Source organism: Streptomyces sp. WM4235 (assembly GCF_001279725.1).
In the GTDB taxonomy this organism is placed as follows: domain Bacteria; phylum Actinomycetota; class Actinomycetes; order Streptomycetales; family Streptomycetaceae; genus Streptomyces.
Genome location: NZ_LGDE01000445.1, coordinates 1 through 17,175, shown reverse-complemented (window position 1 = coordinate 17,175; position 17,175 = coordinate 1). Strand labels below are relative to the sequence as shown.

Genomic DNA, 17,175 nt, shown 5'->3' with positions numbered 1-17,175 from the left:
TGAAATGCCATCGCATCACAAGTGGTCTACACCAGTGTGCCGCACGTGGCGCGACTGCCAAAACGGGCCGGCCAGGGAGGACGCCGATGAGCACGAGCAGCGCTGCGGCAGCACCGCCACGACAGTGGTGGAACGGCCTGTTCCAGGGGCTGCAGAAGATGGGGCGGAGCCTCCAGCTGCCCATCGCCGTACTGCCCGCCGCGGGCATCCTCAACCGTCTCGGCCAACCCGACGTCTTCGGCGCGGAGGGAATCGGCTGGAACGACGTGGCCAGGGTCATGGCGAGCGCGGGCGGCTCCCTGCTCAACGCCGACCTGGGCCTGCCCCTCCTCTTCTGCGTCGGTGTCGCGATCGGCATGGCCAAGAAGGCGGACGGTTCGACCGCGCTGGCCGCGGTCGTCGGCTTCCTCGTCTACCGGAGCGTGCTGCGCGCCTTCCCCCAGCCCTGCCCGGTGGGGACCCGCGACATCGGGGGCGGCTGCCTGGGGGCGGACGGCGCGTTCGCCGAGTACACCTTCCAGAACCCGGGGGTCTTCGGCGGCATCGTGATGGGCCTGTTGTCGGCCTGGTTCTGGCAGCGCTATCACCGGGTGAAGCTGGTCGACTGGTTGGGCTTCTTCAACGGCCGGCGCCTGGTCCCGATCATCATGGCGTTCGTCGCGATCGGCTTCGCCGTCATCTGCCTGTGGATCTGGCCGCCGATCGGTGACGCGCTGGAGAGCTTCTCCGACTGGCTGGTGGGGCTGGGTTCGTGGGGCGCGGGCATCTTCGGCGTCGCGAACCGCGCACTGCTGGTGATCGGCCTGCACCAGTTCCTGAACGTGCCGGTGTGGTTCCAGTTCGGCAGCTACACCAAGCCGGACGGGCAGGTGGTCCACGGTGACATCGCCATGTTCCTGGCGGGCGACCCGAACGCCGGACAGTTCCTCTCCGGCTTCTTCCCGATCATGATGTTCGCGCTCCCGGCGGCGGCGCTGGCCATCACGCACTGTGCGAAGCCGGCGCGCCGCAAGGAGGTCGGCGGTCTGATGCTGTCGGTGGCCCTGACGTCCTTCGTCACCGGCATCACGGAGCCGCTGGAGTACTCGTTCCTGTTCGTGGCGCCCCTGCTGTACGTGATCCACGCGCTGCTGACGGGTGTCTCGATGGCGGTGACGTGGGCGTTCGGCGTCCACGACGGCTTCAGCTTCTCGGCCGGCCTGATCGACTACGTCATCAACTGGGGACTGGCGACGAAGCCGTGGCTGATCATCCCGATCGGCCTGGGGTTCGCGGTCGTCTACTACGCGGTGTTCCGTTTCGCGATCACGAGGTTCGACATTCCGACGCCGGGTCGGGAGACGGACGAGGAGATCGAGGCGATGGAGGCGGACAACACCAAGGCGTAGCGGCAGCCGAGGACCCGGCCCGGACGCGGTCGGGGCGCAGGCTTCCCCAATCAGCCCATATCATCGTCGTTCGGGCTCAACCGTGCGGCAGAAGCCCCCGGATCACGATCCGGGGGCTTCTGCCGCGCCCCCCGGCGACGACCTTGATCGTCACCCCGACCGTGCGCGGCGCCCGATGAGGAACGTGACCCAGACCACAGGAAAACGAAGGTTCCTTATCTAACCCTCACCGTGCTACAACTGGTCTACACCACGCATTGGTGTAGACCACGCTCGCTTCCCCCCGGCGGCGTGTCCCCCTTTTTCGAGACGTCGCCGTCCCCCTTGGTCCACCCCCCTGGCGGCGCCTTGCTCCCCGGAGGAAGTTATGAGTACGGCTACTGACGCCGCGGCGCCCCCCGCCAAGAAGCGGAGCGCCGGCCTGATCCAGGGTCTCCAGAAGGTCGGCCGCAGCCTCCAGCTGCCCATCGCCGTCCTGCCGGCCGCGGGCATCCTGCTGCGCCTCGGCCAGCCCGACGTCTTCGGCAAGGACGGCCTCGGCTGGGGCAAGGTCGCCACGGTGTTCGCCACCGCCGGTGACGCCGTCTTCTCCAACCTGCCCCTGCTCTTCTGCATCGGTGTGGCCATCGGCTTCGCCAAGAAGTCGGACGGCTCGACGGCGCTCGCCGCGCTCGTCGGCTTCCTGGTCTACAAGAACGTGCTCACCGCCTTCCCGGTGACCGAGGCCATCGTCAACACCACCGAGAACAAGGGTGTGGACGTCGCCGCGACGTACAACAACCCGGGTGTGCTCGGCGGCATCATCATGGGTCTGCTCGCCGCGATCCTGTGGCAGCGCTTCCACCGCACCAAGCTGGTGGACTGGCTCGGCTTCTTCAACGGCCGTCGCCTCGTCCCGATCATCATGGCCTTCGTCGGCGTCCTCGCGGGCGTGTTCTTCGGCCTGGTCTGGGAGCCGATCGGCGAGGTCATCTCCAACTTCGGCGAGTGGATGACCGGCCTGGGCGCCGGCGGTGCGGGTCTCTTCGGCCTGATCAACCGCGGACTGATCCCGATCGGCATGCACCAGTTCGTGAACACGGTCGCCTGGTTCCAGATCGGCGACTTCACCAACGCCGCCGGCGAGGTCGTGCACGGCGACCTGAACCGCTTCTTCGCCGGTGACCCGGAGGCCGGTCTGTTCATGACGGGCTTCTTCCCGATCATGATGTTCGGTCTCCCCGCCGCGGCCCTCGCCATCGCGCACACCGCCCGTCCGGAACGCCGCAAGGCCGTCACCGGCATGATGGTCTCGCTCGCCCTCACCTCGTTCGTCACGGGTGTCACCGAGCCCATCGAGTTCTCGTTCATGTTCATCGCACCGTTGCTGTACGCGATCCACGCCGTGCTGACCGCCATCTCCATGGCCATCACCTGGGCGCTCGGGGTCCACGCGGGCTTCACCTTCTCCGCCGGCCTGATCGACCTCGGGCTCGGCTGGAACAAGGCGAGCAGCCCATGGATGATCATCCCGATCGGCCTCGTCTTCGCGGCGATCTACTACGTGGTGTTCCGCTTCGCGATCACCAGGTTCAACCTTCCGACGCCGGGCCGCGAGTCCGACGAGGAGATCGCGGAGATGGAGAAGGCCGAGGCCAAGTAGGCTCCGCGCCACCCCGCACGCACAAAGGCCCCCGCGCTCCCGGAAGGGAGGGCGGGGGCTTCGTCGTACGCGACGGCGCGGGGCTTCGTCGTACGGGAAAGCGGGGGGGCCGGTGCGTCAGACCTCGTAGACGGCGCCCGGGTGCGCGAGATCGACCCGGCCGTCGTAGACCGCGCGGGCGTCGGCGAGGTTCTGCTCGGCGTCCGTCCACGGCGGTACGTGGGTCAGGACGAGCCGGCCGACCTTGCCGCCGCGCGCGTACTCGCCGGCCTCGCGGCCGTTGAGGTGGAGGTCCGGGATGTCCTCCTTGCCGTGCGTGAAGGAGGCCTCGCACAGGAACAGGTCGGCGCCCTCGGCCAACAGGCCCAGCTCGGCGCAGGTGCCGGTGTCCCCGGAGTAGGTGAGGGAGCGGCCCTCGTGCTCGACGCGGATGGCGTACGAGTCGACGGGGTGGCGGACCTTCTCGGTGCGGACCTGGAACGGGCCGATCTCGAAGCTGCCGGACTTCAGGGTGCGGAAGTCGAAGACCTCGCTCATCGAGTTCGCGTCGGGCACGTCCTCGTACGCCGTGGTGAGCCGCTGTTCGGTGCCCTCGGGTCCGTAGACGGGGATCGTCCCGCAGCGGCCGCCCTCGTGCCGGTAGTAGCGGGCGACGAAGTACGCGCACATGTCGATGCAGTGGTCGGCGTGCAGGTGGCTCAGGAAGATCGCGTCGAGGTCGTAGAGACCGACGTGGCGCTGGAGCGCGCCGAGGGAGCCGTTGCCCATGTCGAGGAGCAGCCGGAAGCCGTCGGCCTCGACGAGGTAGCTCGAACAGGCCGATTCCGCGGACGGGAACGACCCCGAGCAGCCGACGACGGTGAGCTTCATGGAGCGTGAACCTCCGTGGACGGTCCGTGGACGGAATGCGGGCCGTGCGTGGGTCGAGCGTAAGGCGCGAAACGTCCGGTCGCTCCTCCGCGGCGGGCCGTTGTGGGGCGAATCACCTGTGCTGTCACCCGGGGGAGCGACGGCGGGTACGGACGTTGCCACCGCTGCCGTGCCGGGGGGCCATCGCGAGACTACGGTCGGAACATGGACACGTCCTGGTGGCCCGCCGTGGCCGCGGCCGTCGCCGTGGTCGTGCTGGTGCTGGTCCCCGGGCCGGGCCGGTGGGTCGGGCGGGGCCGCGCGGCGCCGCACGGTCCCGGGCCGCCGCCCCGGGTGCGGCCGGGTGAGCTGTGGACCCTGACGGACGGGCGACCGTGCCTGGTGTTGTCCGTACGGGCCCGGCGGGCGCGGGTCGCGTGGATCACCCGTAAGTACGACGACCGGCGCGCGGGGGTGATCCCGTTGCCGCCGGGGGTGGTCGGGGCGCAGGGCCGCAAGAGCTTCCTGGAGGCGGACCGGCCGCAGGAGGTGTCCCTGTGGGAGTTCGCGTGCAGGTCGGGCCTGGTGGACCCGACGGTGTGGGACGAGGTCAAGGGGCTCGGCGGAGGGACGGGATGACGGTGTCGACGGTGCGGGTGCGGCGTGTCCACGATGCCCCCGATCCGGGGGCGGACGGCGTACGGGTCCTCGTGGACCGGCTCTGGCCGCGCGGGGTGTCGAAGGCCGCGGCCGCCGTGGACCGGTGGCCGAAGGCGGTGACCCCGTCGACGGAGCTGCGGAAGTGGTTCCACTCGGGCGCGGGGACGGCGGCGGAGTTCCGGGCCCGGTACGAGGCGGAGCTGGCGGCGCCGGAGGCGGGGGCGGAGCTGGACCGGCTGCGGGCGCTGGTGGCGGCGGGCCCGGTGACGCTGCTGACGGCGGTGCGGGACCCGGGGTCGAGCCACGCGGCGGTCCTGGCGGAGCTGCTCCGGGCGGGCTGACCGCACCGAGCCGGGCCCGTCCCCGCGGGGCGGGGCCGGGCCGGGCACGGGCGGTGCGGTCGGGCTCAGGCCCCAGGCCTCAGACACCAGGCCCCAGACCTCAGGGCCTCAAACCTCAGGGCCTCAGACCTCAGGGCCTCAGGCCCAGAGCTGACCCTGGAGGACCTCGATGGCCTCCTCCGTCGTCTCGGCCGTGTAGACGCCGGTGGACAGGTACTTCCAGCCGCCGTCCGCGACCACGAAGACGATGTCGGCGCTCTCGCCGGCCGCGACCGCCTTGCGGCCCACGCCGATCGCCGCGTGCAGGGCGGCGCCCGTGGAGACGCCCGCGAAGATGCCCTCCTCGCGCAGGAGTTCCCGGGTGCGGGTGACCGCGTCGGCCGAGCCGACCGAGAAGCGGGTGGTGAGCACCGAGGCGTCGTACAGCTCGGGGACGAAGCCCTCGTCGAGGTTGCGCAGCCCGTAGACCAGGTCGTCGTAGCGGGGTTCCGCGGCGACGATCCTGACGCCGGGCACGTGCTCGCGCAGGTAGCGGCCGACACCCATCAGGGTGCCGGTGGTGCCCAGGCCCGCGACGAAGTGGGTGATCGACGGGAGGTCGGCGAGGATCTCCGGGCCGGTCGTGGCGTAGTGGGCGCCCGCGTTGTCCGGGTTCCCGTACTGGTAGAGCATCACCCAGTCGGGGTGCTCTGCCGCCAGTTCCTTCGCCACCCGCACGGCGGTGTTCGAACCGCCCGCCGCCGGGGACGGGATGATCTCGGCTCCCCACATCCGAAGGAGGTCGCGGCGCTCCTGCGAGGTGTTCTCGGGCATGACGCACACGATCCGGTAGCCCTTGAGCTTCGCGGCCATGGCGAGCGAGATGCCCGTGTTGCCGGAGGTGGGCTCCAGGATGGTGCAGCCCGGGAACAGCCGTCCGTCCTTCTCGGCCTGTTCGACCATGTGGAGCGCGGGGCGGTCCTTGATCGAGCCGGTCGGGTTCCGGTCCTCCAGCTTCGCCCAGATCCGCACGTCGGCGGAGGGCGAGAGCCGGGGCAGCCGGACCAGCGGCGTGTTGCCCACGGCCGCGAGCGGGGAGTCGTAACGCATTACTTGGCGCCGCCGGCCACGGCCGGGAGGATGGTGACGCTGTCGCCGTCCTTGAGCTCGGTGGAGATCCCCGCGAGGAAGCGGACGTCCTCGTCGTTGAGGTAGACGTTCACGAAGCGGCGCAGTTCGCCGCCCTTGGACGCGTCGACGATGCGCTCCTGGATGCCCTTGTGGCGGGTCTCCAGGTCCGAGAACAGGTCGGCCAGGGTGCTGCCCTCACCGGTGACGGCCTTCTCGCCGTCGGTGTAGGTGCGGAGGATGGTGGGGATGCGGACCTCGATGGCCATGGCAGGCTCCAGTGTCGTCTAAGCGTGAAGAGTGGGAACGCGCGTGGGGGCCCAGCGCGGCAGGGCTGTGGTGCTCAGGCAGCAGGACAGATGGCGCTTGCGAGGCGGCACAGGTCGACGTGCAGTCGCGCCACGAGCAGCAGCCTGCCGGGCGTCTCGATGCTCACGTCGTGGGAAACCATGCGGTCATGTTAACGATTCCCGGTCCCCCGTTTGGAGTGTGATCCCGCATCGTGGACCGATACCGCTCACATACTGGTCAGTAGGCCTCGACGACCCGCACTTCCTCCTCCGAGATCACCCCGTCGACGATCCGGTAGGAGCGGAACTGGAACTCCCCGAGCCCGTCCTGGTCGGCCGTCGAGACGAGCACGTAGTGCGCTCCGGGCTCGTTGGCGTAGGTGACGTCGGTGCGCGAGGGGTAGGCCTCGGTCGCGGTGTGCGAGTGGTAGACGATCGCGGGTTCCTCGTCGCGGTCGTCGAGTTCGCGGTAGAGCTTGAGCAGGTCCTTGGAGTCGAACTCGTAGAACGTGGGCGAACGGGCCGCGTTCAGCATCGGGATGAACCGCTCCGGGCGGCCGGTGCCCGCCGGGCCGGCCACGATCCCGCACGCCTCGTCGGGGTGGTCCTCGCGGGCGTGCTCGACGATCCGGTCGTACAGCGTCTGGGTGAGGGTCAGCATGAGCGACAGGATAAGCAGACGGGCCCGCTCGTACCGAGGCGTGGTACGAGCGGGCCCGAATGGCGGACACGGGCCCCGGATCGGCGGGGCCGGCGCGGTTCCCGGCCGTGACAGGCGGCCGGGACCCGCGGGGCGGGCGGCGGCCCCGGGGGGCCGCCGGAGGGGCTACGCGCCCTTGGAGGCCTCGTCGGCCGGGGCCGGCTCGGCGCTCTTGCCGAAGGCGGCGCCCGACGGGTTGCGGGACTTCATGACCAGGTACGAGACACCCAGGATCAGGCCCCACAGCGGGGCGCAGTACAGGGAGACCCGCGCGTCCTTGTCGGCGCCCATCATCACGATGACCATGCCGATGAAGAGCAGCGCGAACCAGCTCGTGTACGGGGCTCCGGGCGCCCGGAACGGGGACTGCGGGAGCAGGCCGCGGTCCGCCTTGGCGCGGTAGCGGATCTGGCAGACCAGGATCATGATCCAGGCCCACATGCCCGAGATGGTGGCGAAGGAGACGACGTAGTCGAAGGCCTTGCCCGGGGCGACGTAGTTGATCCAGACGCCGACCAGCATCAGGGCCGCGGAGAAGGTGGTGCCGATGAGCGGGGTGCCGCTCTTGGTGAGCTTCGTGAAGAACTTCGGGCCCTGGCCGTTGAGCGCGAGGTCGCGCAGCATGCGGCCGGTGGAGTACATGCCCGAGTTGCAGGACGACAGGGCGGCGGTCAGCACGACGAAGTTGACGATGGCGGCGCCGACGCCGAGGCCCATCTTCTCGAAGGCGGCCACGAAGGGGCTGACACCGGGCTGGAACTCGTGCCACGGGACGACCGACAGGATCATGATCAGCGCGCCGACGTAGAAGACGGCGATGCGCCACGGCACGGTGTTGATGGCCTTGGGCAGGGTCTTCTCGGGGTTCTTGGACTCGCCGGCGGTGACGCCGACCAGCTCGACCGCGAGGAAGGCGAACATGACGATCTGGAGGGTCATCAGCGTGCCGCCGATGCCCTTGGGGAAGAAGCCGCCGTCGTTCCACAGGTTCGTGACGGTCGCCGTGTCGGCGGCGTCGGAGAAGCCGATGGTGAGGATGCCGGCGCAGATCAGGATCATGCCGACGATGGCGGTGACCTTGACCATGGAGAACCAGAACTCCAGCTCACCGAAGAGCTTCACGGAGATCAGGTTGGCGCCGTAGAGGATGACCGTGAAGATCAGCGCGTACGCCCATTGCGGGAAGCTGTCATGGGTCCAGTACGACATGTACTGCGCGGCCGCGGTGACCTCGGTGATGCCGGTGACCACCCAGAACAGCCAGTACGTCCAGCCGGTCACGTACCCCCAGAAGGGGCCGAGGAACTCGCGGGCGTAGTCCGAGAACGACCCGGACACCGGGCGGTACATGAGCAGCTCGCCCAGGGCCCGCATGATGAAGAAGATGACCAGGCCCGCGATGGCGTAGGCCAGGATCAGGCTGGGGCCGGCCTTCGAAATGGCCTTGCCCGCCCCCAGGAAGAGGCCGGTGCCGATGGCCCCGCCGATCGCGATCATCTGGATCTGGCGGGCGCCGAGCGCGCGGTGGTAACCCTCGCCGCCCTCGGCCCCGGTGCCCTCGCCGGGCGTCTTGTCGTGCTCGACCTGCACAGAGGTCATGTCTGGTGCGCCTTTCTCCACGCCGACCCGCGCCTTCGAAAGGCTGCGGATCGGGTCCTCGATCCCCCCGGATACGGATGGAGTTGCACGCCGGCGATCAGCCGGTTCAAGCGAGCCGGGGGACATGGGTGGCGCCCCGTCGGCAGTCGTGAAGATTTATCACGGGCTTACGGGTGCCGGAGCGGCAGAAATGTGACGTGGGGCATAAAAAAATCGGGACACAGGTCCCTTAAAGCGATCAGATCACCGCATCGCGGTGATCTGATCGTTATCCGGATTTGAGCGTCCGCTGAGCGAACGACTCCGTGCTTCAGAGGGTCTCGATGAGCGTCTCCTGGAGGCCGCCCAGCCAGAGGTACGCCATCACCATCGGCTTGCGCGGATCATCGTCCGGGAGCCGGAACAGCACGGCGCTCTCGTCGTCCTCGGTGATGTCCAGGCGGGCCGCGATGGTCAGCCGCAGGTCGTTGAGGGCGCCCAGCCAGCGCAGCCGCAGCTCCCCGGTCAGCTCCAGCACCGCCGCGCCGTCGCCGGCCGGGGTGAGCCGGTCCAGGCTGCGCACGACGGCCAGCGCGTCCTCCCGCTTGCGGGTGCGCAGGTCGTTCTCGGTGAAGCGGCGGAACTCCGCGGACCGCGCGGTCAGCTCGGCGGGATCCACGGCCCCCTCCCTCGCGCCCGGGCCTCCGTACGCGTCGGGGAAGAGCCGGGCCAGCGCCGGGTCGGACGGGGGCTCGGTGGGGCCGTCGGAGGCGAAGAGCACGGCCAGCGGGTCGGCGTCGGCGGCCGGCTCGGGTTCGCCCGGGCCGATCAGCTCCAGCAGTTGCACGGCCAGGGAGCGCAGGATGGAGATCTCGATCTCCTCCAGCGCGACGGCGGCGCCCTCGCCTTCCTTCACGGGTTCGAACGCGCCGCTCATCAGTTGCGGTCCTGGGAGAGCGTCGCCCACAGGCCGTAGCCGTGCATGGCCTGCACGTCGCGTTCCATCTCCTCGCGGGTGCCGCTGGAGACGACGGCCCGTCCCTTGCGGTGGACGTCGAGCATCAGCTTGGTCGCCTTGTCCTTGGGATAGCCGAAGTACGCCTGGAACACGTACGTCACGTAGCTCATGAGGTTGACCGGGTCGTTGTGCACCAGGGTCACCCAGGGGACGTCGGGTTCGGGGACCGCGAAGGTCTCTTCGGCCGATTCGGTGCGTTCGATCTCTACGGGAGCAACACTCACTTGTCCCATGCTGCCACTGCGACCGGCCCGTCGCACAAACGGGCCCCCACATCTCGTCACTTTGACGAGATGTGCGCTAGCATCCGTGACATGAACCCTGCGGACCTGGGCCTGCCGGTGGACGTGCCGTCGACAGCGCTCTTCACGGACCATTACGAGCTCACCATGTTGCAGGCCGCCCTGGCCAACGGCGCCGCCGACCGGCGTTCGGTCTTCGAGGTCTTCACCCGACGGCTGCCCGAGGGGCGTCGCTACGGAGTCGTGGCGGGCACCGGACGGGTACTGGACGCGGTGGAGAACTTCCGCTTCGACGCCGCCGTGCTGGAGTTCCTGCGCGAGCGGGCCGTCGTCGACATGCGCACCCTGGACTGGCTGGCCTCGTACCGCTTCTCCGGCGACATCTGGGGCTACCCGGAGGGCGAGGTCTACTTCCCCGGCTCCCCGGTGCTGCGGGTGGAGGGCAGCTTCGCCGAGTGCGTGCTGCTGGAGACGGTGATCCTCTCGATCCTCAACCACGACTCGGCAATCGCCGCGGCCGCCTCCCGGATGTCCTCGGCGGCGGGGAGCCGGCCGCTCATCGAGATGGGCGCGCGACGCACGCACGAACTCGCGGCGGTGGCGGCCTCGCGCGCCGCCTACGTGGGCGGTTTCACCTCCACCTCGGACCTGGCGGCCGGCTTCCGGTACGGCATCCCCACGGTCGGCACGAGCGCCCACGCCTTCACGCTGGTGCACGACAACGAGCGGGACGCCTTCACCGCGCAGGTGGCCTCGCTGGGCGGCGGGACCACGCTCCTGGTGGACACCTACGACGTCGCGGAGGCGGTGCGGACGGCCGTGGAGGTCGCCGGCACCGGGCTCGGCGCGGTGCGCATCGACTCCGGCGACCTGCTGCTGGTCGCCCACCGGGTGCGGCAGCAGCTCGACGAGCTGGGGGCGACCTCGACGAAGATCGTGGTCACCTCGGACCTGGACGAGTACGCCATCGCCTCGCTGGCGGCCGCCCCGGTGGACGCCTACGGCGTCGGGACGCAACTGGTGACCGGCAGCGGACACCCGACGTGCTCGATGGTCTACAAGCTGGTGGCTCGGGCGACGTCCGCGGACCCGAAGGCGACGCTGGTGCCCGTGGCGAAGAAGTCCTCGGGCGGCAAGACGTCGGTCGGGGGCCGCAAGTGGGCGGCCCGTCGCACGGACGCCGACGGCGTGGCCGAGGCCGAGGTCCTGGGCACCGGGCCGGTGCCGGCGGCGCTGGCCGACCGGCAACTGCTCGTCCAACTGGTCAAGGGCGGCGAGGTGGTGGCCCGCGAACCGCTGGAGGCCGTGCGGGACCGGCACCGGGCGGTGCTGGGCCGGCTGCCGCTGTCCGCGAAGCAGCTGTCGCGCGGCGAGGCCGTGATCCCGACCGAGTACGCGTAGCCGGCCCGACGCGAGGGGTGGGCCGGCCCCCGCGGGCCGCTCCCCGCCCCGCCGACCGCGCCCCGGCCGCGTTCACGGCCCAGGTTCGGGAAGGCGTGGGGCGGGGGAAGAGCCACGCGCACCGGCACATCACATCGACCTAAGGACACGCGACATGCACCGCGCACTGATCGTCGTCGACGTACAGAACGACTTCTGCGAGGGCGGCAGCCTCGCGGTCACCGGCGGGGCCGATGTCGCCGCCGCGATCACCGAGCTCATCGGCCAGGCCACGCCCGGCTACCGGCACGTCGTCGCCACCCGCGACCACCACGTCGACCCCGGGTCGCACTTCGCCCGCCCGCCGGCCGAGCCGGACTACGAGACCTCCTGGCCCGTGCACTGCGTCGCGGGCACCGAGGGCGTCGGGTTCCACCCGAACTTCGCCCCGGCCGTGGCGTCCGGCGCCGTCGCCGCCGTCTTCGACAAGGGGGCGTACGAGGCCGCGTACAGCGGGTTCGAGGGTCAGGACGAGAACGGCGCGGGTCTCACCGAGTGGCTGCGGGAGCGGCACGTCACCGAGGTCGACGTCGTCGGCATCGCCACCGACCACTGCGTCCGGGCCACCGCCCTCGACGCGGTCCGGGCCGGCTTCGCCACCAGCGTGCTGCTGGACCTGACGGCCGCCGTGTCCCCGCACACCACCGCGCGGGCCCTGGAGGAGCTCCACGCGGCCGGTGTGACCCTGGTGGGCGGCCAGGCGGCCCGGCTCCGGCAGGACCCGCGCGAGACGGCCTGAGGCCCGTCCGCGCGGCGCCCCGGGCCGTCCCGGCCCCGGCGAGATCCGAAAGAGACGGGCCGGCGGCGGCTACCCGCCCAGGAGGGCGCGTATCGGGTGCCAGAGTTCCTGCGCCCGGTCGGGGGCGCAGCGCCACAGCAGGCCGTCGGGGTGGTGCAGGACGGCGGTCACCTCGTCCGGGGTCGGGGCCTGGTCGTTGCCCCGCAGGTAGACGGCCCGCATCCCGAGGTTCCGCAGCCTGGTCAGGGCGCGGGCCCGGTTCGCGGCGTGCACCAGCACGCGGACATTTCCGCCCTCACCGGACGGCCTCGGCAGCGTGAGCGCGACCACCACGCTGCCGCCTGGCAATCTGACGAAACCTCCACCGGGCATGATCTTCAGCTCCCCCGTCAATAAGAAACTCGGCACCCGCATCTAAACGCGATCGGCCGCCGCCCGCTAGGGGGCGACGGCCGATCATGCTTTGACCTGCGGCTTTGCCGAGTTACTTGACGGCGGGGCCGACCTCGATCGTCATCTGGAGACCGTCGTAGGTCTCCTTCGCGATCTTGATCTTGGTGTTGGTGTCAGTGACCTTCACCGAACCGGTCGGGTTCTCGTCGTAGTAGTACTTGCCCTTGTGGTCGTCGAAGACCATGTTGGCGGCCTTCGGCTTGATGAAGAGCTCCTGGTCCGCCTTGTGCAGCGTGAACGCGTCCGTCGAGTAGGCGCTGAACGTCGCGTCGTACGGCTGGATCTTGTTCCGCAGCAGCGTGCCGTCGGCCCACTTCATGGGCTTGGCGTTGGCGTCGATCGGAAGGATCAGACCCTGGCCCGGGTGCTGGCTGGTGTTGTTGTCCTTCTGCGAGGTGTCCCACTGCCAGATGAGCAGGCCGTCCTGGTACGGGTAGTGCTCGACCCACTTGGGACGGGCGGCCGAACCGAAGTTGTACGGACCGACCTTCAGCGTGGCGTCCGAGGACACGTAGCGACGGTTCTCCGCCAGGTAGTACTGCGCGTACTCCTTGGTGAAGTCGGCGCCGACCCGCGAGAAGCCCTTGCCGGTCCAGCCGTTGTCGCCGTTCTCGGCGCCGTCGGTGAACAGCGTGGCGCCGTCCGCGGTGATGTTGACGGCGTCGGCGGTGAAGCCCTTGCCGCCCGCGCCGCCGTCCGTCTGGTAGCGGAAGCGGACGTCGACCTTCTTGCCCGCGTAGGCGTCCAGCGGGAAGTTCAGGTTCTGCCAGGCGCCCGAGGCACCGGTCAGCGAGGGGTTGCCGCCGGCGTCGACCGGGATGGCCGTGCCGTTGGCGGTGCCGGCGAGGGCGGTCCAGTTGGCGCCGCCGTCCGTGGACACCTCGGTGTACAGGAAGTCGTACTCCGCCTCGATGTCCCACCAGCCCTTGAGGGAGAGGGCCGCGGAGGTCTTGCCGGTCAGGTCGACCGAGCGGGTCAGGGTGTTCTTGAGGTCGTCACCCATGTTGCTCCACCACTGCGAGGAACCCTCGGCGGGAGCGACGATCTCGGTCTTGACCTTCTTCTTCGGCAGCTCGACGACCAGCGCCTGCTTGTCCTTGGTGTTGTACGCGGAGACGCCCAGCTTGTGGGTGGACTTCGTCGCGGCCTTCGCCTCGCCGTAGTTCAGCCAGCCCAGCTGGAGCTTGTCCCAGGCCGTCATGTCGCCCGGGAGGTCGCCTATGGACTCCTTGCCCGCGCCGAGCCAGGAGCCCGCCGACATCAGGGACCAGAAGCCGACGCCGTTCTCGCCGCCACCGGAGGTGTCGTAGAGGTCCGGCAGGCCCAGGTCGTGGCCGTACTCGTGCGCGAAGACGCCGAGGCCGCCGTTCTCGGGCTGCATGGTGTAGTCGCCGACCCAGATGCCGGTGTTGCCGACCTGGGTACCGCCGGCCTTGTTGTTCGCCGGACCGGTCTTGCCGGCGTCCGTGCCGTAGGCGTACCAACGGTGCGCCCACAGGGCGTTGGTGCCCTGCACGCCGCCGCCGGCCGACTCGTCCTCGCCCGCGTGGACGATCTGGAAGTGGTCGATGTAGCCGTCGGGCTCGTTGAAGTTGCCGTCGCCGTCGAAGTCGTTGCGGTCCCACTGGTCGTACTGCGCCAGCTGGGCCTTGATCTGCGCGTCGGTCTTGCCGGCCTTCTTCTGCGCGTCGGCCCAGGCGGTGACGCCGTCCTTGACGGTGTCCCAGACGTTGGCGCAGTTGGTCTGACCGCAGTAGTTCGAGCCGTAACGGGCCTCGTTGTACGGGATCTTGACCCAGTCGGCGACCTGACCGTCGACCGAGTAACGGCCCGAGGAGGTCTTCTCGTAGTAGGTCTTCAGCGAGTTCTTGCCGGCACCGGCACCGAAGTACAGGTCCTGGAAGTGCTTCTGGCTGTAGTCCTTCTGCCAGGCCGTGCTGTTGTCCAGCTTGCGGTCGGGCTGAGCGATCTGGTTGTGCAGCGGACCGGGGGTGCCGCCGTACTTGGGCGCGGGCGGCTTGGGGCCGCCCGGGCCGTCCGGGTCGAACATGGTCGTGCTGTCGACCTGGTCGCCGAACTCGACGAGGATCGTGAAGATCTTGTCGGTCTTCTCGCGGCCGAGCTCGACGTACTTCTTGTCGTCCAGCTTGACGACCTTGGAGGCGCCGCGCTGCTCGACGTTCTTCTTGCCGGACAGCACCTGGTCAAGGGCTGCCTCGCGCGCCTGCGCCTGCTGCTTGCTGAACGGTCCTTCGAGGTCGTGCTTGACCTGCTCCTTGGCGGGAGCGGACGGGTCCTGGCGGTCGACCGCGGGGGCATCCCGACGATCGACTGCCTGGGCGGCGGTGAAGAAGGCGCCGGTGGCCGCGGTGGCCCCCATCGTCACGGCGATGGCGACGGTACGCAGGGCGAACCTTCTGGCGGAGTTGCTGGTCACTTGATGTCGTTCCCCTCCCGCGGCCGCAACGTGGGTCGGAACATCTCCATAGGAGCGGGGGGTTCCGCGCGGCGCGCGTCTCAAGTGACGACATTTGACCGGAGAGTCTAAAGAAAAGACAGATCTTGATTGTTGCCGGCAACTGCACTATGCGGTCCGGGAGTTCCGCTATTCGGACGTTCCCCTGCCATAGGGGGGCGAAGGCCGCGCTTCGCACCCCCTGAGCACCCTTGAGGATGAACGGGGTATGACCCCGTGCGCCCCCCGTGCACCGGTACGGGACCCCGTCCGCGTGAGGCGACGCTTACCGACAGTTCCCCTCGGGCATCCACCCTCGTAGAGTCTCTTGACGCGCGACCGAGTTGAGCCGACTCCCCCTCCCCCCTTGAGGACGGAAATCGCCATGCCGCGTCCGACTGCCGCACAGCTCGCCTACGGTTCCGCCACCGTCGTCGTGTCGACGATCGCCATGCTGCTGCTCTCGCAGACGAGCACGGGCATCGGCGTCGCGGTCATCTCCGCCGCCGCCCTCGGCCTCGGTCTGCTCGTGGCCCTCACCGTGCCGATCCCCCGCCGCCGCGGCCGGCACGCCGCCGGCCGGCCGGCGGACGCCGCCGCGGCCACCGCGGACGAGACTGCGGCCGCCCGGGTGCCTGAGCCCCGGGCGGCCGCTGCCGAACACCCCGTGCACCACTAGGCGCCCGGACACGGCCGCGCGGGCGGCCGTTCCCCGGAGGGACGGCCGCCCGCGCGGCGGTGTGCGTGGCGGGACCTCGCGGCCCCGGGCGTCTCAGCCCGAGCGGACCACCACGGTCTTGGCCACCTTGTCGTGCAGGGCCTGCTTGTACGGCTTGTCGACGAGCATCGAGATGATCAGGGCGATCGGCCAGAGGCAGAAGCAGCAGACCAGCGTCGGGATCCAGAGCACCGCGGCGCGGGCCAGGGACGCGTTGGAGGTGGGCACGGAGCCGTCGTTGAGCATCGCGACGCGCAGGCCCAGCGTCTTCTTGCCGATGGTCTGGCCGTTCTTCTTGGTGAACCACCAGTCGTAGCCGACGTACGCGATGATCGAGATGAGCGTCCAGATCAGACCGCTGCCGCCGTAGGACTTGGTGATGACCTCGGTGACGTCCTCGCCCTTGTCCGTGTCGACCATGTAGCGGCGGTTCCCGAAGGGCAGTTGGATCAGGAACAGCGGGACCGTGACGATGAGCAGGTCGATGACGCGGGCGCCGAGCCGCTTGCCGAAGTCGGCGAGCGGGGGCATCCCGGCGAGCGGGTCCGGCATGCCGTACGGGTCGCCGCCTCCGGGACCACCGCCGTACGGGGGCGGCGGGGGCGGGTAACCACCACCGCCGGGGCCACCTCCGTACGGGGGCTGCTGCGGGGGCGGGCCCCCGCCTGCTCCGGGGCCGCCCGGTCCGGAGGGTGGCGGGTACCCGCCACCGGCGGGCGGCGGCGATCCGTACGGTGACCCGCCCGACGGAGGCGTCGGTTCCTGCGGCTTCTTGAGGAACGGGTCGTCCTCGGGCGGCGGGCCCGGCGGCGGCTGGTCGGTGCTCATGGCCCGAGTCGAACCCGGGCGCGGCGGCCCCGCAACGGGACGGCGTCCGTTCGGGGTACCGGCCCCGCGCGGGCGCCGGGCGGGGCCGGTCGGAGGAGCCGGCCGGGGTCCTGTCGTCGAAGTGGCGCCGCGGGCCGGGCGCGACGCGACGCGACGACGGCGCCTACCGGGCCACGTACGTCTTCGCCGCCTTGTCGTGCCAGGCCTGTCTGCGGGGGCGGTCGCCCAGGCATCGCAGGCCGCCCGGGAGCCCGAGGAGCGCGCACACCAGCCAGCGGCGCAGGGCCGCGCCGACGGTGGGCGGGCGGAGGGTGGCGACGGCCAGGACCCGGACCCCGCAGAGCTTCTTGCCGGGGGTCCGGCCCCAGCGGGCGGTGGGCAGGGCCTCGTAGAAGACCCCGAAGAGCAGGACGGCGGCCAGGACGAGGGCCAGGTACCCGCAGACGGTGCCGTCGAGCAGCCAGACGGTGGTGGCGCGGCCGGTCTCCCGCGCCGCCTGCACCTTGGCCTCGACGTGGGCCGTGACGGCCGGCACGAACGGCACGGCGGCGCCCGCCGCGACGCCGGCGTACACCAGCGAGTCCAGGGCGCGGGCCAGCAGCCGACGCCCCAACCCGGCGGGGCGCACGGCTCGTTGCGCCATCCGCTCGAAGACCGCCCGGTCCGTGCCGCGCGGCACGGCCGGTGCCCCGGTGACCGCCGGGGCCGGGGCCGGGGCGGGTGCGGG

At 70.4% G+C, this 17,175-nt stretch carries 19 protein-coding genes; 7 read left to right on the top strand and 12 right to left on the bottom strand.

The window, feature by feature from the left end:
- Positions 1–86: 86 nt before the first annotated feature.
- Both ADK55_RS29950 and ADK55_RS29945 read left to right on the top strand, forming a co-directional pair.
- Entirely contained in the window at positions 87–1,388 is a 1,302-nt protein-coding gene (locus ADK55_RS29950) for a PTS transporter subunit EIIC (RefSeq protein ID WP_053683089.1), read from the top strand.
- A 367-nt stretch (positions 1,389–1,755) separates the two neighbouring features.
- Positions 1,756–3,030: a PTS transporter subunit EIIC gene (locus tag ADK55_RS29945; protein WP_053683087.1), complete on the top strand. Its 1,275-nt coding sequence runs from the start codon at positions 1,756–1,758 to the stop codon at positions 3,028–3,030.
- Between the two features lie 117 nt (positions 3,031–3,147).
- On the opposite strand, the gene ADK55_RS29940 is transcribed toward ADK55_RS29945, so the two are convergent.
- A complete protein-coding gene (locus ADK55_RS29940; protein ID WP_053683085.1) occupies positions 3,148–3,900 on the bottom strand; it encodes an MBL fold metallo-hydrolase in 753 nt (250 codons plus the stop codon).
- 204 nt (positions 3,901–4,104) lie between these two features.
- Between ADK55_RS29940 and ADK55_RS29935 the strand changes: the two genes are divergently transcribed.
- Both ADK55_RS29935 and ADK55_RS29930 read left to right on the top strand, forming a co-directional pair.
- Complete coding sequence (locus tag ADK55_RS29935; protein ID WP_053683083.1) at positions 4,105–4,518, top strand: hypothetical protein; 414 nt, start codon at positions 4,105–4,107, stop codon at positions 4,516–4,518.
- Complete coding sequence (locus ADK55_RS29930) at positions 4,515–4,880, top strand: DUF488 domain-containing protein (protein ID WP_053683081.1); 366 nt, start codon at positions 4,515–4,517, stop codon at positions 4,878–4,880. The genes ADK55_RS29935 and ADK55_RS29930 overlap by 4 nt, the downstream gene beginning before the upstream one ends.
- Before the next feature lie 138 nt (positions 4,881–5,018).
- Here ADK55_RS29930 and ADK55_RS29925 read toward each other — a convergent pair whose 3' ends face one another.
- The 7 genes from ADK55_RS29925 to clpS form a co-directional block, all read right to left on the bottom strand.
- Positions 5,019–5,969, bottom strand: coding sequence for a PLP-dependent cysteine synthase family protein (locus ADK55_RS29925; protein WP_053683079.1), 951 nt, complete (start codon positions 5,967–5,969; stop codon positions 5,019–5,021).
- Complete coding sequence (locus tag ADK55_RS29920) at positions 5,969–6,256, bottom strand: MoaD/ThiS family protein (RefSeq protein WP_053683077.1); 288 nt, start codon at positions 6,254–6,256, stop codon at positions 5,969–5,971. The genes ADK55_RS29925 and ADK55_RS29920 overlap by 1 nt, the downstream gene beginning before the upstream one ends.
- A gap of 74 nt (positions 6,257–6,330) precedes the next feature.
- Complete coding sequence (locus ADK55_RS40800) at positions 6,331–6,438, bottom strand: putative leader peptide (protein WP_311736929.1); 108 nt, start codon at positions 6,436–6,438, stop codon at positions 6,331–6,333.
- Positions 6,439–6,515: 77 nt separating this feature from the next.
- Positions 6,516–6,938 (bottom strand): Mov34/MPN/PAD-1 family protein, encoded by a 423-nt coding sequence (locus ADK55_RS29915; RefSeq protein ID WP_053683075.1) that lies wholly within the window; start codon positions 6,936–6,938, stop codon positions 6,516–6,518.
- 165 nt (positions 6,939–7,103) lie between these two features.
- Positions 7,104–8,576, bottom strand: coding sequence for an amino acid permease (locus ADK55_RS29910; protein ID WP_053683073.1), 1,473 nt, complete (start codon positions 8,574–8,576; stop codon positions 7,104–7,106).
- 310 nt (positions 8,577–8,886) lie between these two features.
- Positions 8,887–9,492, bottom strand: coding sequence for a DUF2017 domain-containing protein (locus tag ADK55_RS29905; protein WP_053683071.1), 606 nt, complete (start codon positions 9,490–9,492; stop codon positions 8,887–8,889).
- Positions 9,492–9,806 (bottom strand): ATP-dependent Clp protease adapter ClpS, encoded by a 315-nt coding sequence (gene clpS, locus ADK55_RS29900; protein WP_053683069.1) that lies wholly within the window; start codon positions 9,804–9,806, stop codon positions 9,492–9,494. The genes ADK55_RS29905 and clpS overlap by 1 nt, the downstream gene beginning before the upstream one ends.
- An 81-nt stretch (positions 9,807–9,887) precedes the next feature.
- Between clpS and ADK55_RS29895 the strand changes: the two genes are divergently transcribed.
- Positions 9,888–11,216, top strand: a complete 1,329-nt coding sequence (locus ADK55_RS29895) for a nicotinate phosphoribosyltransferase (RefSeq protein WP_053683068.1) — start codon at positions 9,888–9,890, stop codon at positions 11,214–11,216.
- A gap of 154 nt (positions 11,217–11,370) precedes the next feature.
- Positions 11,371–11,994 carry a nicotinamidase gene (locus ADK55_RS29890; RefSeq protein ID WP_053683065.1) on the top strand — a complete coding sequence of 208 codons (624 nt, stop codon included), beginning with the start codon at positions 11,371–11,373 and terminating at the stop codon, positions 11,992–11,994.
- A 69-nt stretch (positions 11,995–12,063) separates the two neighbouring features.
- On the opposite strand, the gene ADK55_RS29885 is transcribed toward ADK55_RS29890, so the two are convergent.
- Positions 12,064–12,366: a hypothetical protein gene (locus tag ADK55_RS29885; RefSeq protein ID WP_053683118.1), complete on the bottom strand. Its 303-nt coding sequence runs from the start codon at positions 12,364–12,366 to the stop codon at positions 12,064–12,066.
- 112 nt (positions 12,367–12,478) lie between these two features.
- Positions 12,479–14,827, bottom strand: a complete 2,349-nt coding sequence (locus ADK55_RS29880) for an immune inhibitor A domain-containing protein (RefSeq protein WP_053683116.1) — start codon at positions 14,825–14,827, stop codon at positions 12,479–12,481.
- Positions 14,828–15,287: 460 nt separating this feature from the next.
- Here ADK55_RS29880 and ADK55_RS29875 point away from each other — a divergent pair, with 460 nt between their 5' ends.
- Positions 15,288–15,581 carry a hypothetical protein gene (locus tag ADK55_RS29875; RefSeq protein WP_053683063.1) on the top strand — a complete coding sequence of 98 codons (294 nt, stop codon included), beginning with the start codon at positions 15,288–15,290 and terminating at the stop codon, positions 15,579–15,581.
- A gap of 93 nt (positions 15,582–15,674) precedes the next feature.
- Here ADK55_RS29875 and ADK55_RS29870 read toward each other — a convergent pair whose 3' ends face one another.
- Together ADK55_RS29870 and ADK55_RS29865 are read right to left on the bottom strand one after the other, a co-directional pair.
- Entirely contained in the window at positions 15,675–16,448 is a 774-nt protein-coding gene (locus tag ADK55_RS29870; RefSeq protein ID WP_053683061.1) for an RDD family protein, read from the bottom strand.
- Positions 16,449–16,611: 163 nt separating this feature from the next.
- Positions 16,612–17,175, bottom strand: a 564-nt coding sequence (locus ADK55_RS29865; protein WP_199826663.1) for an RDD family protein, incomplete at its 5' end; no start/stop codon positions are given.

Coding starts and splice junctions, on each gene's coding strand:
- ADK55_RS29950 (WP_053683089.1), top strand. CDS start 87: ATGAGCACGAGCAGCGCTGCGGCAGCACCGCCACGACAGTGGTGGAAC.
- ADK55_RS29945 (WP_053683087.1), top strand. CDS start 1,756: ATGAGTACGGCTACTGACGCCGCGGCGCCCCCCGCCAAGAAGCGGAGC.
- ADK55_RS29940 (WP_053683085.1), bottom strand. CDS start 3,900: ATGAAGCTCACCGTCGTCGGCTGCTCGGGGTCGTTCCCGTCCGCGGAA.
- ADK55_RS29935 (WP_053683083.1), top strand. CDS start 4,105: ATGGACACGTCCTGGTGGCCCGCCGTGGCCGCGGCCGTCGCCGTGGTC.
- ADK55_RS29930 (WP_053683081.1), top strand. CDS start 4,515: ATGACGGTGTCGACGGTGCGGGTGCGGCGTGTCCACGATGCCCCCGAT.
- ADK55_RS29925 (WP_053683079.1), bottom strand. CDS start 5,969: ATGCGTTACGACTCCCCGCTCGCGGCCGTGGGCAACACGCCGCTGGTC.
- ADK55_RS29920 (WP_053683077.1), bottom strand. CDS start 6,256: ATGGCCATCGAGGTCCGCATCCCCACCATCCTCCGCACCTACACCGAC.
- ADK55_RS40800 (WP_311736929.1), bottom strand. CDS start 6,438: ATGGTTTCCCACGACGTGAGCATCGAGACGCCCGGCAGGCTGCTGCTC.
- ADK55_RS29915 (WP_053683075.1), bottom strand. CDS start 6,938: ATGCTGACCCTCACCCAGACGCTGTACGACCGGATCGTCGAGCACGCC.
- ADK55_RS29910 (WP_053683073.1), bottom strand. CDS start 8,576: ATGACCTCTGTGCAGGTCGAGCACGACAAGACGCCCGGCGAGGGCACC.
- ADK55_RS29905 (WP_053683071.1), bottom strand. CDS start 9,492: ATGAGCGGCGCGTTCGAACCCGTGAAGGAAGGCGAGGGCGCCGCCGTC.
- clpS (WP_053683069.1), bottom strand. CDS start 9,806: ATGGGACAAGTGAGTGTTGCTCCCGTAGAGATCGAACGCACCGAATCG.
- ADK55_RS29895 (WP_053683068.1), top strand. CDS start 9,888: ATGAACCCTGCGGACCTGGGCCTGCCGGTGGACGTGCCGTCGACAGCG.
- ADK55_RS29890 (WP_053683065.1), top strand. CDS start 11,371: ATGCACCGCGCACTGATCGTCGTCGACGTACAGAACGACTTCTGCGAG.
- ADK55_RS29885 (WP_053683118.1), bottom strand. CDS start 12,366: ATGCCCGGTGGAGGTTTCGTCAGATTGCCAGGCGGCAGCGTGGTGGTC.
- ADK55_RS29880 (WP_053683116.1), bottom strand. CDS start 14,827: ATGGGGGCCACCGCGGCCACCGGCGCCTTCTTCACCGCCGCCCAGGCA.
- ADK55_RS29875 (WP_053683063.1), top strand. CDS start 15,288: ATGCCGCGTCCGACTGCCGCACAGCTCGCCTACGGTTCCGCCACCGTC.
- ADK55_RS29870 (WP_053683061.1), bottom strand. CDS start 16,448: ATGAGCACCGACCAGCCGCCGCCGGGCCCGCCGCCCGAGGACGACCCG.